Source organism: Paenalcaligenes hominis (genome assembly GCF_041359055.1).
GTDB classification, from domain to species: domain Bacteria; phylum Pseudomonadota; class Gammaproteobacteria; order Burkholderiales; family Burkholderiaceae_B; genus Paenalcaligenes; species Paenalcaligenes hominis_A.
Map to the genome: position 1 here is coordinate 468,850 of NZ_JBGJKZ010000001.1, position 15,009 is coordinate 483,858.

General features: G+C 47.1%; 15 protein-coding genes. 12 read left to right on the plus strand and 3 right to left on the minus strand.

Going from position 1 to position 15,009, the window contains the following annotated elements:
* Positions 1-9: 9 nt before the first annotated feature.
* Entirely contained in the window at positions 10-717 is a 708-nt protein-coding gene (phoB, locus tag ACBP46_RS02130; RefSeq protein WP_371015087.1) for a phosphate regulon transcriptional regulator PhoB, read from the minus strand.
* Between the two features lie 145 nt (positions 718-862).
* Here phoB and ubiE point away from each other — a divergent pair, with 145 nt between their 5' ends.
* Positions 863-1,627 carry a bifunctional demethylmenaquinone methyltransferase/2-methoxy-6-polyprenyl-1,4-benzoquinol methylase UbiE gene (gene ubiE / locus ACBP46_RS02135; protein WP_371015088.1) on the plus strand — a complete coding sequence of 255 codons (765 nt, stop codon included), beginning with the start codon at positions 863-865 and terminating at the stop codon, positions 1,625-1,627.
* Between the two features lie 46 nt (positions 1,628-1,673).
* Here ubiE and ACBP46_RS02140 read toward each other — a convergent pair whose 3' ends face one another.
* Positions 1,674-2,654 carry an AraC family transcriptional regulator gene (locus ACBP46_RS02140; RefSeq protein ID WP_371015089.1) on the minus strand — a complete coding sequence of 327 codons (981 nt, stop codon included), beginning with the start codon at positions 2,652-2,654 and terminating at the stop codon, positions 1,674-1,676.
* A 179-nt stretch (positions 2,655-2,833) separates the two neighbouring features.
* On the opposite strand from ACBP46_RS02140, the gene ACBP46_RS02145 reads away from it, so the two are divergent.
* From ACBP46_RS02145 to ACBP46_RS02195, 11 genes are all read left to right on the plus strand, one after another.
* Complete coding sequence (locus ACBP46_RS02145) at positions 2,834-4,000, plus strand: ABC transporter substrate-binding protein (protein ID WP_371015090.1); 1,167 nt, start codon at positions 2,834-2,836, stop codon at positions 3,998-4,000.
* A gap of 10 nt (positions 4,001-4,010) precedes the next feature.
* Positions 4,011-5,312 carry an aromatic ring-hydroxylating dioxygenase subunit alpha gene (locus tag ACBP46_RS02150; protein WP_371015091.1) on the plus strand — a complete coding sequence of 434 codons (1,302 nt, stop codon included), beginning with the start codon at positions 4,011-4,013 and terminating at the stop codon, positions 5,310-5,312.
* Between the two features lie 9 nt (positions 5,313-5,321).
* A complete protein-coding gene (locus ACBP46_RS02155; protein ID WP_371015092.1) occupies positions 5,322-5,855 on the plus strand; it encodes an aromatic-ring-hydroxylating dioxygenase subunit beta in 534 nt (177 codons plus the stop codon).
* 16 nt (positions 5,856-5,871) lie between these two features.
* Positions 5,872-6,459: a cysteine hydrolase family protein gene (locus ACBP46_RS02160; protein ID WP_371015093.1), complete on the plus strand. Its 588-nt coding sequence runs from the start codon at positions 5,872-5,874 to the stop codon at positions 6,457-6,459.
* Positions 6,460-6,468: 9 nt separating this feature from the next.
* A complete protein-coding gene (locus ACBP46_RS02165; RefSeq protein ID WP_371015094.1) occupies positions 6,469-7,263 on the plus strand; it encodes an SDR family oxidoreductase in 795 nt (264 codons plus the stop codon).
* Between the two features lie 3 nt (positions 7,264-7,266).
* Positions 7,267-8,847 carry a phytoene desaturase family protein gene (locus ACBP46_RS02170; protein WP_371015095.1) on the plus strand — a complete coding sequence of 527 codons (1,581 nt, stop codon included), beginning with the start codon at positions 7,267-7,269 and terminating at the stop codon, positions 8,845-8,847.
* 130 nt (positions 8,848-8,977) lie between these two features.
* The gene (locus ACBP46_RS02175) at positions 8,978-9,943 is read left to right on the plus strand and encodes a Tim44 domain-containing protein (RefSeq protein ID WP_371015096.1); all 966 of its coding nucleotides are present in this window, start codon (positions 8,978-8,980) and stop codon (positions 9,941-9,943) included.
* 52 nt (positions 9,944-9,995) lie between these two features.
* Positions 9,996-10,640: a ubiquinone biosynthesis accessory factor UbiJ gene (locus ACBP46_RS02180; RefSeq protein WP_371015097.1), complete on the plus strand. Its 645-nt coding sequence runs from the start codon at positions 9,996-9,998 to the stop codon at positions 10,638-10,640.
* 3 nt (positions 10,641-10,643) lie between these two features.
* Positions 10,644-12,197 (plus strand): ubiquinone biosynthesis regulatory protein kinase UbiB, encoded by a 1,554-nt coding sequence (ubiB, locus tag ACBP46_RS02185; protein WP_371015098.1) that lies wholly within the window; start codon positions 10,644-10,646, stop codon positions 12,195-12,197.
* 143 nt (positions 12,198-12,340) lie between these two features.
* Complete coding sequence (locus ACBP46_RS02190) at positions 12,341-13,195, plus strand: ferritin-like domain-containing protein (RefSeq protein ID WP_371015099.1); 855 nt, start codon at positions 12,341-12,343, stop codon at positions 13,193-13,195.
* Between the two features lies 1 nt (position 13,196).
* Positions 13,197-13,679: an adenylyltransferase/cytidyltransferase family protein gene (locus tag ACBP46_RS02195; protein ID WP_371015100.1), complete on the plus strand. Its 483-nt coding sequence runs from the start codon at positions 13,197-13,199 to the stop codon at positions 13,677-13,679.
* On the opposite strand, the gene ACBP46_RS02200 is transcribed toward ACBP46_RS02195, so the two are convergent.
* On the minus strand, positions 13,676-15,007 hold the full coding sequence (locus ACBP46_RS02200; RefSeq protein ID WP_371015101.1) for a TolC family outer membrane protein: 1,332 nt from the start codon (positions 15,005-15,007) through the stop codon (positions 13,676-13,678). The genes ACBP46_RS02195 and ACBP46_RS02200 overlap by 4 nt on opposite strands.
* Between the last annotated feature and the right edge of the window lie 2 nt (positions 15,008-15,009).

The window sequence follows — 15,009 nt, forward strand, 5'->3', positions numbered from 1 at the left end:
ATTGAGGTGTTATTTGGTTGGGTTGTCAGGAAGAGAGGCGGCAAATCGGTAGCCTGCGCCGCGGACGGTTTCAATATGTGCGTCATGCTGCGTAGGCTCTAGAGCTTTGCGTAAACGACGTATATGTACATCGACTGTGCGCTCTTCCACAAACACATGGTCCCCCCACACCTTATCAAGCAATTGGGCTCTGGAGAAAACGCGTTCTGTGTGGGTCATAAAAAAATGCAACAGTCTAAACTCAGTTGGGCCTATAGTAAGAGTTTTTTCTGCACCCGTCACCCGATGGGTTGTAGGGTCTAAGCGTAAACTTCCTATTTCAATAAGATCATCTGTTAGCTGTGGTGCACGACGACGCAATACGGCTTTGATACGAGCTAGAAGCTCTTTGGGAGAGAAAGGTTTGGTGATGTAATCGTCTGCTCCGGCTTCTAGTCCTTCAATTTTGTCGGCTTCAGCGCCTTTTGCGGTTAACATAATCACAGGGACTTGACGAGTACGCTCATCGGAGCGAAGTTTTTTGGCCAAAGTAATACCCGAGGCCCCCGGTAGCATCCAATCTAGTAAAATAAGATCGGGTAGCTCAGCCCGAATCAGGGTTTGGGCTTGTTCGGCATCATAGGCACGCAATACCTTATGCCCAGCAAATGACAGGTTCACGGCTATCAGCTCTTGGATAGCTGGCTCATCTTCGATAACAAGAATAGTCGTGCTCATAATGTGAAATACGTCTCGTAGTTAAGTAGATAGCTTCATAATATGGCGCTAATGTTTCAAGTTTGTGAAAACAACCCAGTAAATAGTGTGTTATTTCCTTTTTTACGTGGGTTTTCCCCGTTATTTACGGTACGATTACGACATCATGGAAAATAAAACATCCCCAACACAATCTACGGAAACCACGCACTTTGGTTTTCAAACGGTGGCTGAAACAGAAAAAGCCGCTAAGGTCGCCCAGATTTTTCACTCGGTCGCACAACGCTATGACGTTATGAACGACCTCATGTCGGCTGGACTGCATCGTATTTGGAAATCGTTCACCATAGGGCGTGCAGCCATACGCCCTGGTATGAAAGTACTTGATATTGCAGGGGGTACAGGCGATTTATCCAAGGCTTTTGCCCGTAAAGCAGGCCCTACTGGTCAAGTCTGGCTTACTGATATTAACAGCTCTATGTTGGGGGTCGGTCGCGATCGCCTCTTAGACAAGGGGATTCTGACGCCGGTGGCAGTCTGTGACGCCGAGTTTCTGCCTTTCCCCTCTAACTATTTTGATCGTGTCAGTGTGGCATTTGGTTTGCGTAACATGACGCATAAAGACCAAGCATTGGCTGAAATGCTTAGGGTGTTAAAACCAGGAGGAAAGCTTTTGGTTCTCGAGTTCTCTCAGGTGGCAAAACCTCTAGCGCCTGTCTATGACTGGTATTCCTTTAATGTGTTGCCCAAAATAGGCAAGGTGGTGGCTCAAGACGAAGACAGCTACCGTTATTTAGCTGAGTCCATTCGGATGCATCCAGACCAAGCCACCTTAGCCTCCATGATGGAAGAGGTCGGCTTTGAGCGTGTACAGTATTTCAACTTAACCGCCGGTGTTTGTGCTTTGCACGAGGGTCTAAAATTGGTTTAAGCGCACACCCTAAAAAGCCTGTTAAAACAGGCTTTTTTTGACACTGTTATTTGTGCAAAGTGTCAGAGGGGGACTCCTCATAACGCTCTTTATACCAAGCACTAAATCTACCCAAGTGATTAAAACCCCAAAAAGTAGCTATTTCTGTCACGGTAGCAGTGGGAGCCGCGTGCAGTAACGCATGACGTACGGCTTCAAGTCGAGCCTGACGTATATATAACTGTGGGCTGAGGTTTAGTTGTTCTCTAAATGCAAGCGTCATGCTGCGCACACTGGAGTCGCATGCTGCAGCAATTTGCGCTAGGCTTAGATCCTGATTGAGATTGGCATGAATATAGCGCCTTGCCAAACGGAGCCGTCTAGAGCCGTTAACAGCAGTGGGCGAGTTAAAATAATGTGAAAAATTATTGGGCTGGGTCAGCAACAAATGTTGTAACAACGAAGACTCGTAGCTTTTTAACCATTGCGCAGGTGGCTGACTACAGGTGGAAATATAAGTTAATAAAGCATTTATTTGATGCTTCCAAGCCATACCATGCGCCTGAGTCAAATCAAAGCGGGGATGGAATTCGATTTTTTCTTGGGGTGTGACATCTAATAGCACCGCACAGGCCTCAATTAAGCGTTCTGCTGGAATTTTAATTAAAAACTGTTCGCAGTCTTCCTCCCAATCTAATCGTAAGGCTAACTCGGGCGAGATAATGGTTCCAGTAGAGTAATTGGCATGAATACGGTGCTGACCGACACCAATACGTGATTGGCCCTGAATGGGTACTTGAAACAAATAAAAATCATGTAATGCCCCTGGTGCCACGTGTACAGCTGCTCCATAACGTAGCACTAAAAAAGAAAGTGCCCCCACACTTGTACAGCGCAGGGCAGAGTTAACTGTGCCTGTTTGCCAAGTCAAGGTGTGCTCTTTTAAAAATTCTGTGGTTTCTGTTTTAGTCATGTGGGGATCTGATGACTCAAAAACCGGAGGCAACGCATACAAATTTTGTAATCCATGCATAAGCCATGACGTCATAAAGTGTGTCTCCAACTATTTACCTAAAGTGGATAAGGTGTGCCCAAAATGGCTAGTTAGGGCGGGATGTCTTACTTATGATTGTTTTATATATAAAGTATTTTAGATAAAAAAACAGACTAAAAAAAACAATCTGAGTTTAAAACCCTTGGGGTTTTTACTTAACTAAGGAGACAGCAATGAAAAAAACCGCGTTAGCCGTTTTGCTGGGTTTAGGAGGTTTAGCCTGTAATGCAGCGGTGGCAGAAGAGCTAAAAATTGGTTTGCTTTCTACGTTTTCAGGTCCTGGTGCAGCACTAGGTAATGAAATAAAAGACGGATTTGAGCTAGCAGTTCTACAAAGTAATCAACAACTGGGCGGTATAAAAACCACCTTATTGATTGCCGATGACCAACAAAAGCCCGATGAGGGACGCCAAGCCGCGGAGCGCCTATTAAAGCGTGACAAAGTGGATGTCATGACCGGAATGGTGTTTTCTAATGTGCTGTTGCCGGTTATGCCACGCATTTTAAATAATGACACCATTTATCTGTCTACCAACACAGGCCCAGCAGATTTTGCTGGAGAAAAATGCCATCCTAATTTTTTTACTGTGTCATGGCAGAACGAGGATATCCCTGCAGCGATGGGCAAGTCCATGAGCGAAGCAAATTATAAAAAAGTGTTTGTGATCGCGCCTAATTATCCGGGTGGTCGTGAAACCATTGATGGCTTCAAGCGTGAGTATACAGGCGAGCTCGCTGATGAAACCTATGTGAAATTAGGACAGTTAGACTTTGCGACTGAAATTGCACAAATCCGCGCCTCTGGTGCCGATGCTGTATTTTTCTTTTTGCCCGGCGGTATGGGAGTGAGCTTTATTAAGCAGTTAGTGAGTTCGGGTTTGAATCAACAGATTGCTATCTATACGCCTGGGTTCTCGGCGGATCAGGACACCATCCAAGCCGTAGGCGAACCCATGGTGGGGATGCGTAATGCAGCGCAATGGTCCGCTGATTTAGATAATGAAGCCAATAAGCAGTTTGTAGAAGCTTTCCAAAAACAATATGGTCGTATTCCTTCTATGTATGCGGCCCAGGGTTATGACGCTGCGCGTTTACTGGGAGCCGCAGTTCAAAACTTAAATGGTGATATTACCGATAAAGACAAATTAAGAGCAGAGCTTAAAAAAGCAAATTTTGACTCGGTAAGAGGCGACTTTGCATTTAACACCAATAATTACCCCATCCAAAACTATTACATGCGAGAGGTGTATAAGGACGATGCTGGGGAAATTAAAAATAAGACTCTAGGTTTGGTTTTTAGTGATTACAAAGATAATTACTACAAAAATTGCAGCATGTAAGGAGGCAACAATGATTGCAACACAAGACATAGCAAAAATGGTTCGAGACGAAAGTGTACATAAACGTCTTTATACCGACCCCGCGATATTTAATATGGAAATGGAGCGCATTTACGGCAGCATTTGGGTTTATGTGGGCCATGAAAGCCAAGTGCCTAATGTGGGGGATTACATTACGACGACTCTTGGTACTCAAGAAGTGATTATGGTGCGTGGTAGTGATAAGCAAGTGCATGTGCTCTATAACCGTTGTCCCCATAAAGGAGCCCAAGTTGTGGCTAAAGGCTGTGGTAATGCTGGAAAGTTTTTCCGCTGTCCGTATCACGCTTGGACTTTTAAGTTAGATGGCGCTCATTTAGCGGCTCCTATGCGAGCGGGTTTCGAAGGGACCTGTTTTGACCCCAAGCATCCCGATTTTTCCATGCGACGTTTAGCGCGTGTTGATTCTTATCGGGGTTTTGTGTTTGCGAGTCAAGCGCCAGAAGGTGAGAGCTTGGTTGAGTTTTTGGGTGGCGTTTTAAGCTCCATTGACAATATGTGTGATCGCTCTCCAGTGGGAGAGGTGGAAGTTGTTAGCGGTAGTTTTAAAGTACGTCAGCCTTCGAATTGGAAAGTGTTTTATGAGAATTTGCATGACACCATGCATGCAGTAGTAACGCATGAGTCATCGCATGCTGCGGCTAAAGAACAGGCGACGGAAGAAGGTCATATGCCACTAGAGCTGCACATTATGGCGGGAAATGGCGAACCTTATACGTTTTGGGAAAAGTTAGATCTGTATGCGTTTGATAACGGTCATGGCTATATGGAGGGCATTTTTGACCCAGGTTCTATTGAGTCCGACCCGGTCTCTAAGCGTCACTATGAGCTTTTAACAGAGGCGTATGGCGCAGAGCGCGCTTTAGCAATATTAAGTGAAAATCGCCACAACACAGTTTTGTACGGCAGTGGTTCTCCTCATACTGTTTTTCAACAGTTCCGCGTTATTCGTCCTGTAGCAGTAGATGAGACTGAAGTGGAAATTCAGTTGTTCCGTTTAAAAGGCGCTCCAGAGGAACTGTTCCATCGCGGTCTAATGTACGCCAATCTCATCAACTCTCCTTCTTCTAATGTGATGCCGGATGATGTAGAGCTGTATGGTCGTTGTCAGCAAGGCAACCTAACCGATGGAGGAGACTGGATCAGCATGCACCGCTACCATGGCACGGATGAAACCATCGAAGGTGGGTATAAAGCAATAAATGGGACGAGTGAGCTTCCTGTACGTAATTTATACCGCGCTTGGAAAAAATACATGTTGAACGCTGCATAAGGAATAACGATGCTTTTTGATATAGATTTTGATGTCAGCATAGACAGTTTACGCCCCGTGGCTTTTAGCTTAGAGCAGTTGGAGCAGGTAAAACAGTTTCTTTATGCTGAGGCTCGCTACTTAGATCAGCGTCAATGGGAGCCTTGGTTAAATTTATGGACAGAGGACGGCATGTATTGGGCTCCTCACTCGTTTGAGCAGACCAGTCCGTACAACCATATTTCTCTGTTTTGGGAAAACAAAATGCTGCGCGAGTTGCGCATGAAGCGTTTAGAAAATAACAGAAACTGGTCGCAGCAACCGCCTACGCGGTCCTCGCGCTTGATCAGTAATGTATCCATACTTGGCGAGGACTCACAAGGGTATTTGGTTATACAGGCCGCTTTTCAGGTGGTTGAGTGGCGCAAAGGAGAGCAACGTTTATTAGCTGGCTCGTACATTTACAAATTAAAAGCACACCAAGACAGTTGGCAAATTTATCTCAAACAGGTCAATTTGGTGAATCGCGAAGATGTACATAGCAATCTAGAAGTTCATCTGTAAGTTTTAAGGAAGTCACATGGGTACTGTGTTGTTGGCATTGCACTATCAAAACGAAGTGCTGCATGAAAACGGAAAAATACGCGTAGGCATAGAAGCAAATAGCCCAGATCGCCAACGAGTGATTGATGCAGCACAGCTTTTATTGTCTCAGGCTAGACAGATGAATGTACCCATTGTCCATGTGCGTGTGGCCTATCGCCCTGATTATGCTGACCTAACCTGTAATGCTCCCATCCTAGAAGCGGTGAAGCAGATGGGGGCAGTGCAGGACGGCAGTTGGGGTGCCCAGTTCTATGCAGGACTAGAGCCTTTAGAACATAGTCCGTTGGAGTTTGTGGTCAGTCATAAGCGTATTAATGCTTTCTATGGGTCTGATCTTGACGTAATTCTACAAAAACTACAGGCTCAGCGTTTAGTTATTGGAGGCGTGGCAACGCACTCTGTAGTGGAAAGTACGGTACGTCATGCGGTGGATATGGGGTTTAAAGTCGTTGTAGCGGCAGATGCATGCGGGGCACCACCCCAAGCACATGCGAACTCATTACAAAGCATGCGTTTAATTGCTGATGTCGTGCCGCATTTGAGCGCGGCAGATTGGCGCTAAGGGGAAGCTATGACTCAAAAAGTCGTTGTGGTTTCAGGGGGGACTCAAGGTATAGGTGCTGCCGTCGTGCAGCACTTTTTACACCAAGGCGATCAAGTGGTTGTCCTTGATATTGATCTAGAAGCAGGTCAAGCCTTAGGGGCTGACTTAGCAGCGAGCGCTTATCACTTTTTTCATGTCAATATTTGTGATGACGAGGCAGTGGATCACGCCTTAGCCGACATAGAAGCTAGGTTTGGGCGGGTAGATTATTTAGTTAACAATGCCTGTTCTTATCAGGATGCAGGTTTGGCTTCTACTCGGGCGCAGTGGCATCAGACCTTAGATGTAAATTTGATTTCTGCAGCGCTCTTAACACAAAAAATTGTGCCCCTAATGCAAGCAGGCAGTGTGATTATTAATTTGGGCAGTATTGGTGGCAAAATTGCTGGGGTGGGACGTTTACTGTATCCCGCTTCAAAAGCGGCATTATTACAAATAACTAAAAACTTAGCCGCTGAGTTGGCTCCCCAAGGGATACGGGTGGTGGCTGTTTCGCCAGCGTGGACATGGTCGCCAGCTCTTTCTTCTATGGTGAGTGGTAATCGTTCTCAAGCAGATCAAGTAGGGGCTCTGGTTCATCCTTTAGGGCGTGTAGCGGATGCCAGTGAAGTGGCTGCTGTGATTGGCTTTTTGGTATCACCTCAGGCCAGTTGGATCACAGGGGTAGACATTCCTGTGGATGGGGGCTTTTCCGTGTTGGGCCCAGATCAAGGCAAAGGGCCGCGGTATTGGTTAAATCAAGCCGTGAATACAAAGGAATAAAAAATGAAAGACAACAAATACGACGTACTCATTGTAGGTAGTGGTTTGAACTCATTGGTGTGTGCTTTGCTTTTGGTGAAGCGAGGTATTAAACCGTTGGTGTTAGAGCGAAATGAGCACTTTGGTGGCTGTATTCACACTACTGAATTATTTCCTGGCTATCACCACGAATTGATGGCGTCTTGGTACCCCTTATTTTTAGGAGGGGGGGCTTATCAACGCCTGCAATCTGATTTGGCAAGTGTAGGCGTTGAGTTCCTAGATAATGGCTACACCACTGGGGTCTTGACGCCTTCTGGGCAAAGCATAGCACTAAAAAAAGATGTGGCTGATGCGATTCAACGTATAGATCATTTTGCACCCGAAGACGGGTCTGTCTTTGGTGCTATGGTTAGTGAGATTTTTGAAAAAAATGCTGAGTTACTGTTTGGACTTTTAGGGGGCTCTCCCTACAAGTGGGCTACCTTTAAATTGCTGTATCAGCAATGGCGTAAACGGGGGCTGGATGATGTATTGGATTTTGCAAAAGGTGCGCTGACTCCGTTTAGGACATGGGCTCAACACCATGTACACAACCCACAAACTAGTGCGCTAATAGCCCCTTGGGTTTTGCATTCCGGCTTAGGGCCTCAAGATGCTGGCTCGGCCTTAATAGGTAAGCTGACGTTTGCTGCGGTAGTGGCAGGCGGTATGCCGGTGGTAAAAGGGGGCGGGCAAAAGTTAGTAGATGGTTTTGTGCGCTTAATTCGTCAGCATGGTGGCGAGCTTTATGCCAACGTAAATGTAGAGCGCATTTTGCTTGAAAACGGTCGTGCTATTGGTGTTCAAAGTGGTCAAGATACGTATTACGCGAGCAAAGCGGTGGTATGTAATGTGACGCCCACCCAATTATATGGTTCGCTGTTAGAAACCGCCTCTCCAGCGGTGCAAAAAGCAGCCAGTACTTACCACTATGGGCGTGGGGCGATGCAAATTCACTTGGCGTTAAAAGAAAAACCACAATGGGCAGACCCAGAGATGTTGAACGTGCCTTTATTGCATTTAGCGACCGATTTAGATCAAGTTTCCATGTCGGTGATGGAAGCTGAGTGCGGACTTATTCCCCGTCAGTCCACCATTGCAGTAGGTCAGCCTGTAGCAGTGGATGCCAGCCGAGCTCCAGAAGGGGGGTGGATTCTTTGGCTGCAAATTCAAGACATGCCCAGAGTGTTAAAAGGTGATTCTGCACACAGTATTACTGTCGGCTCACACGGTTGGACTGACGAGATCAAAGAGCAAGTGGCAGATCGTCTCGTACAGCAGCTGGCCCAACACATACCCAATCTAGAGCAAGCGACGCTGGGGCGTCATGTGCTTTCACCACAAGACTTATACCAGTTAAATGTGAATTTGGTAGATGGGGACATTTATTCCGGTGCGTGCTCTTTGGACCAGTTCTTTTGGTTTAGACCTTTTGCCAAAAAAGGGTCAATTAAAGGGCATCAAACTTCTGTTAGCAACGTGTATCAAATAGGGGCATCTACGCACCCAGGCCCTGGTTTAGGTGGTGGCTCTGGGCTCTTAGTGGCTGACTTGATTAAGTAGACATATAACCTACAGGTATACACCTAAAGATAAAGGTGGTTAAAGGCCCAGATCTTATGCTAATCTGTCAGCTTATAGTCAGTTTTATTACGCTGTTTGGGGTGAAAAATCTTACCCACAGGAGTTTCTCATGATTTCTAAGCGTCTAGCTCGTTTTGCCGCTGTAGCCGTTTTGGCTTTTTCCACCGTAGTGATGATGACGGCATCTTTTGATGCCGAGGCGCGTCGCATGGGGGGCGGTAAAAGCTTTGGCCGTCAGTCATCCAATGTGATGCAACAACGTCAGGCCGTTCAGCCGCCAGCTGCGACTAACCGCAGTGCTACGCCAGCCAATGCGAATGCGGCGCGTAGTGGTGCCGCCGCTCAGCCTAAAAGCGGATTTTCACGTTTTCTAGGTCCTATTGCAGGTATTGCCGCTGGTTTGGGTATTGCTGCCTTATTGTCTAGCTTAGGTCTAGGTGGGGCCTTACTCGAAGCCTTATCCAGTGCTGTGCTCATTGCGCTAGTCATTTTTGCTGTCGTATTTGTAGTGCGTCGTTTACGTGGTGGTGCAGCTCGACCTGCTACGCAGTCCGCAGCGCAGGCATCATCTATGTATCGTGACGCCACCCCACAAATGCCATCTGGCTCGGCAACGCAAAGCACGCCTTTCCAAGCCACCCCTGTTTCAGGCCTTGATGCTTCTACCGAGCCTGTTCAAGCCATCGACCCCTCATGGTTTATTCCGGCCGACTTTGACATCACTAGCTTCTTGAATAATGCCAAACAACAGTTCCGTCATATTCAAGAGCTCTGGGATCAAGGCAACCCAGCTGCCCTAAGCGAATACCTTACCGATGATTTGCTCAAGGAGCTTACGCCCGAGATCTTAGCGCGCGAAGGAGCACAGCATACACAGATTGTGTTGTTAAATGCTGAGCTACTTGGCATTGAAAAAGTCACAGATGGGCATTTAGCTAGCGTACGTTATTCTGGTATGTTGCGTGAAGACCCCAATTCCGAGGCCTTTAGTTTTGAAGAGGTCTGGAATCTCTATAAAGCGGATAACACAGGTTGGTTGTTAGCAGGTATTCAGCAAATTAATACAAATAACTAATGTATAGCTCTACGGGTTAAACTAAGGCTTTATTCCAATATGTAGGTGGACTGTGTCTTTGCCAACCCTATTTGCTTCACTGCCTTTACCAGCCACTATGCGCCCCACTGCTTTAGTAGTGCGGGCGCTTAATGCTGTCTTAAGCCGCGAGCCTTGGGCTCAGCAACGTTTGGCTCAGTATGCAGGCCGCACGCTGAAATGTACGCTTGGTTCATTACCGTTATCGTTAAGTTTCACCCATGACGGCCAACTTAGCTTAACGGACCCTGCCGTAGTTGCTGATGTAGAGCTACTTCTTCCTACGTCTCATCTGAGTCAGCTTCCCGGTGCATTTGCTAGCACAAACCCAGATGCGGTGTTGGCTCTGGTGCATATCCAAGGCGACGCAGGTTTAGCGAATGCAGTGGCACAGGTGGTGTCTCAGTTACGTTTTGATCCAGAGGCCGAGATTGCTCGGTTTACTGGCGACCTTTTAGCTGTACGTATTGTTGCTACGCTCAGACACCTAATGACTTCTGGTCAACGTAGCGCTCAACATCTAGAGGGTAACGTGGCCGAGTTCTTAGGTGAAGAAAGTGGGGTACTAGTAAGCCGCGATTATTTGGCTATTTGGCAAGACCAATTACAGCATTTAGAACAAAAGCTAGGTAGGCTTGAGCAGCGTACTCATCAGCTTATGGTTCCAGTCAAAGGATAAACGATGCTCAGAATTAATCGTTTCCTTTTTATTATGTGTGTGGTGCTGAAATACCGTCTTGACGAACTCGTGCTTTCTAGCATTCGGCACCCATGGGCGGCTCGTTTATTGCGTTGGGTGCGTCTAGGCAGCAAGCCTAAATTTAGTCGTGGCGTACGTTTACGTTTGGCTTTAGAGTCATTGGGCCCAGTATTTGTAAAATTTGGGCAGGTTCTTTCTACACGGCGTGACTTAATACCTGCGGATGTGGCAGCTGAGTTAGCGTTGCTCCAAGACCGTGTGCCTCCGTTTTCCTCTCAGCTTGCAGCTCAAACGGTAGAAAAAGCGCTCGGCGGGTCGCCTCATACTATTTTTAAGCGGTTTGATATAGATCCGGTGGCCTCTGCTTCTATTGCTCAGGTGCATTTTGCCGTATTGCACGATGGGCGCGAGGCCGCAGTAAAGGTTTTACGCCCTGGCATGCGTGAAATTATAGATAAAGACTTAGCTTTAATGCGTACCTTCGCAAACTTAGCACATCGTTTGATGGCTGACGCCCGACGTTTACGCCCTCGCGAAGTGGTTGCTGAGTTTGAAAAGTACTTACATGATGAGCTAGACCTCATTCGGGAGGCTTCCAATTGCAGCCAGTTACGTCGCAATTTTTCCCTTGAGTCTGGCCGAGCTGAACTGCTGATTGTGCCCGAAGTGTACTGGGATTACTGCGCTACGAATGTCTTAACTATGCAGCGTATGAAAGGCATCCCCGTTAGTCAGGTTGAGCGACTACGCGAGGCCGGTGTAGACCTAAAAGACTTAGCACGCAAAGGCGTGGAAATTTTCTTTAGTCAGGTTTTTAGCGATGGGTTTTTTCATGCAGATATGCACCCAGGGAATATTTATGTTTCTGATGATCCGGCCACGCTAGGGCGCTATATTGCTCTCGATTTTGGTATTGTTGGGTCTTTATCTGAATTTGATAAAAACTACTTAGCACAAAACTTTTTGGCTTTTTTCCAACGGGATTACAGACGTGTGGCGCAACTCCATATAGAATCAGGGTGGGTTCCGTCTGACACGCGCGAAGAAGAGCTAGAAGGGGCCGTACGTGCCGTGTGTGAGCCCTACTTTGATCGCCCTTTATCGCAAATTTCATTGGGGCAAGTGCTTTTGCGTTTGTTCCAAACCTCTAGACGATTTAATGTGGAAATTCAGCCACAACTGGTGTTGTTGCAAAAAACCCTATTAAACGTCGAGGGAATGGGGCGCGACTTAGACCCAGAGCTAGATTTATGGGATACCGCTAAACCGTATTTGGAAAACTGGATGCGTCAACGTATCGGTTTACAAGGGTTAAAACAGCGTCTGACTCAAGAGGCAGGTCAGTGGTCGCAAATGCTCCCTCAATTGCCTCGTTTGGTATTTGAAAACTTGAGCCGCCCAGATCAGGCTCCCTACATAAAGCAAGAGCTCCAACGACTTCGTTTAGCGCAACAGCAGCAAAACAAAGTTTTGATGGTGCTGTGTGGGGTGTTGGCTGTGGCAATAGTGGTTGGGTTATGGGCGTTGGTGCGCTAACTCATTCACGGCCGCCAAGTTTCTTTGTTATTAATTCAAGTATTAGACCTATTTACAACATTTCGGTGACCGCAACTAATACTTGTCATGCGGTGGTGTAAGCATTGTGTCTTGTTACCACGCCTAGATTCATAAGGATGACTATGCTTTACCCAGAACTCTTTAAATCCATGGAAGCCGTTCGATGGAACATGGCACATGATATTCCTTGGGACGAGTTTGATGGTAGTAAGCTAACCGACGAACAAGCTTACACCATTAAAATGAACGCCATTACAGAGTGGGCTGCACTACCAGCTACAGAAATGTTTATGCGCGATAATCGCGACGATAGCGATTTTTGTGCGTTTATGTCGGTTTGGTTTTTTGAAGAACAAAAGCATTCATTAGTGCTCATTGAGTACTTACGACGCTTTAGACCTGAACTTGTGCCTACAGAAGAAGAACTGCACAAAGTGCGTTTTGAGTTTGACCCTGCACCCGCAATGGAAACTTTGATGCTGCACTTTTGTGGCGAGATTCGTCTTAATCACTGGTATAGACGCGCTGCCGATTGGCATACCGAGCCAGTCATTAAGGCTATTTATCAAATTGTGGCCCAAGACGAAGCCCGCCATGCAGGCGCGTATCTACGTTATATGCGTCGAGCCTTGAAGTTAGGTGGTACCGAGCAATCAGAGCTTGAAACCCGATTGGCTTTTTCTAAGATTGGGGTTTTGATGGCATCTGCACATCGTACGGCTCAGGCACTACACCCCACTAACTTGCATGTCAATAAAGCCATGTTCCCTAATGATACTGTGCAATCCAAACTGCCCTCACCGGGTTGGCTCGAAAACTGGCTCGATAATCAAATTTGCTTTGATAAAGAGTGGGAAGGACGCGTCAGCACTCGTATTTTGCACAACATGTCGCTCTTAATGGGCGAGGATTTCGAGTCAGCCGCTTCGTTGAACCGTTACCGCAAAGATCTTTCTCGTAAAATCGTTACCCCATAATATGCCTCGTTTCGATAAGAAAATTCTGAGTCACGATGCATTAGTGGCAGCACTACAGTCAGGATTGCTGCCACGCCCCTTGGTTTTTACGAATGGGGTATTTGATATTTTGCACCGTGGTCATGTGAGCTATTTAGACGCAGCAGCACAGTTGGGCGCAAGCCTGGTGGTTGCTGTAAATTCGGATGCTTCGGTGCGGACGTTAAATAAAGGGGATGAGCGTCCGCTGAATACCGAGCAGGACCGCTGTGCATTGCTCGCTGCGTTAAGCTCTACCACTTATGTGACCGTGTTCGAAGAACATACTCCCGAAGCCCTTATTGCTTTACTACGTCCTGACGTTATTGTTAAAGGGGGGGATTACGACATGGAAACCTTGGCAGAAACCCATTTGGTACGCAGCTGGGGAGGGGATGCCGTAGCCATTCCTATCGAGCACCCACGCTCTACCACCGATTTAGTGCAAAAAATACGCGCCAGCTAAGAGCCGGAAGGGTGCTCTAAAAGTTGATTGAGCTGTAGTAAATCATTTTCTTGTAGTAGTCCGGCGGCATTTTTTAAGTTCAACCCATGAAGCAGGGTGTTATAACGCGCTTGTGCTAAAGCACGTTGGGTTTCATAGAGCTGTTGCTGGGCATTGAGCACATCAATAGTAGTACGTACTCCTATTTCGTAGGCGGTTTGGTTAGCTTGTACCGATTGAAGGCTAGAGCGCTCTGCTGCCTCTAATGTTTGTACCTGTAGCAACCCTGACTCTACTCCCACAAAATGCACCTGAGCCGCTTCTGTGGCGGCACGACGGGCATTTTCTTGTTCGGAAAGGCGTTGTTGCAATACCGAAGCGTTTTCGCGCACTTTGGAGTTGATAGCGCCGCCCTTATAAAGCGGGATGCTGAGTTCAATGCCGATGCTGCTATCTAGTGCACGCGGACTGGTGTTGGGCCCATAAATACCCATTGTGTTTTGACTGCCGCTACGTGCTTGAAGCGATAGGGTTGGTGCGTGCTCGCGCTGGCTTGCTTTAAGCTGGTATTGCTGTGCTTGTACCGCAAGACGGCGCTGGGCTAACTCAAGATTGTGGTTTTGGGCTTGGTAAACCCATGCGTCAGCTTGTCGAGGTTCGGGCTGAGGAAGGGTAATAGGGTTGCGTAGCGGGGCCAATTCATAAATAGGTAAGCCGGTAATACGCGCTAAGTGTTGACGCCGGCTTTCTAATTGTTGGCGTGTTTGAATAAGTTGCGCGTTAATTAAGTCCAGTCGTGACTGCGCTTCGTAGGTATCGGTAATGGTTGCACCGCCTAACTCAAACGCGAGTTTTGCGGATTGCATTTGTTGAGTAATAGCGTCGTGCTCGGCCTGCAAGGAGTGCAAACTGTCTTGAGCGGCTAGCACGTCAAAATACGCCGTACTTAATCGCAGTAGTAGGTCGTTTTTGGCGTTATCTAAAGCAAAAAGAGCGCTTGCTGCCAAAAACTTAGAGCGTTCGAAGTGCGCGATGGCAGAGAGGTCTAACAGTGGCTGAGTGAGTCGTAACTGCCATTGATTTGCGTTGCTTTGTTGGGCTTGGTTTAAGCGACTGGCGCGACGCGTGTCGTTTCGTTGAAGACTAGTTACAGCATCGATTTCAGGCAAAAGCTGGGCTCTGGCCTGAGCAATTTGCTCTTGAGACGCAAGCGTTTGGGCTTGTTGAGCCGCATACAGAGGGTCACTGTGTTGGGCAGACTGCCATGCCTGCCATAAATCTAACGAAGAAGCGGCAGCAGTTGCTGCTGTCGCAAAACATAAAACAACACTACTAAGCAGTCGCATCATAA

Coding starts and splice junctions, on each gene's coding strand:
- ACBP46_RS02150 (WP_371015091.1), top strand. CDS start 4,011: ATGATTGCAACACAAGACATAGCAAAAATGGTTCGAGACGAAAGTGTA.
- ACBP46_RS02145 (WP_371015090.1), top strand. CDS start 2,834: ATGAAAAAAACCGCGTTAGCCGTTTTGCTGGGTTTAGGAGGTTTAGCC.
- ubiE (WP_371015088.1), top strand. CDS start 863: ATGGAAAATAAAACATCCCCAACACAATCTACGGAAACCACGCACTTT.
- ACBP46_RS02155 (WP_371015092.1), top strand. CDS start 5,322: ATGCTTTTTGATATAGATTTTGATGTCAGCATAGACAGTTTACGCCCC.
- phoB (WP_371015087.1), bottom strand. CDS start 717: ATGAGCACGACTATTCTTGTTATCGAAGATGAGCCAGCTATCCAAGAG.
- ubiB (WP_371015098.1), top strand. CDS start 10,644: ATGCTCAGAATTAATCGTTTCCTTTTTATTATGTGTGTGGTGCTGAAA.
- ACBP46_RS02165 (WP_371015094.1), top strand. CDS start 6,469: ATGACTCAAAAAGTCGTTGTGGTTTCAGGGGGGACTCAAGGTATAGGT.
- ACBP46_RS02140 (WP_371015089.1), bottom strand. CDS start 2,654: ATGACGTCATGGCTTATGCATGGATTACAAAATTTGTATGCGTTGCCT.
- ACBP46_RS02170 (WP_371015095.1), top strand. CDS start 7,267: ATGAAAGACAACAAATACGACGTACTCATTGTAGGTAGTGGTTTGAAC.
- ACBP46_RS02195 (WP_371015100.1), top strand. CDS start 13,197: ATGCCTCGTTTCGATAAGAAAATTCTGAGTCACGATGCATTAGTGGCA.
- ACBP46_RS02190 (WP_371015099.1), top strand. CDS start 12,341: ATGCTTTACCCAGAACTCTTTAAATCCATGGAAGCCGTTCGATGGAAC.
- ACBP46_RS02175 (WP_371015096.1), top strand. CDS start 8,978: ATGATTTCTAAGCGTCTAGCTCGTTTTGCCGCTGTAGCCGTTTTGGCT.
- ACBP46_RS02160 (WP_371015093.1), top strand. CDS start 5,872: ATGGGTACTGTGTTGTTGGCATTGCACTATCAAAACGAAGTGCTGCAT.
- ACBP46_RS02200 (WP_371015101.1), bottom strand. CDS start 15,007: ATGATGCGACTGCTTAGTAGTGTTGTTTTATGTTTTGCGACAGCAGCA.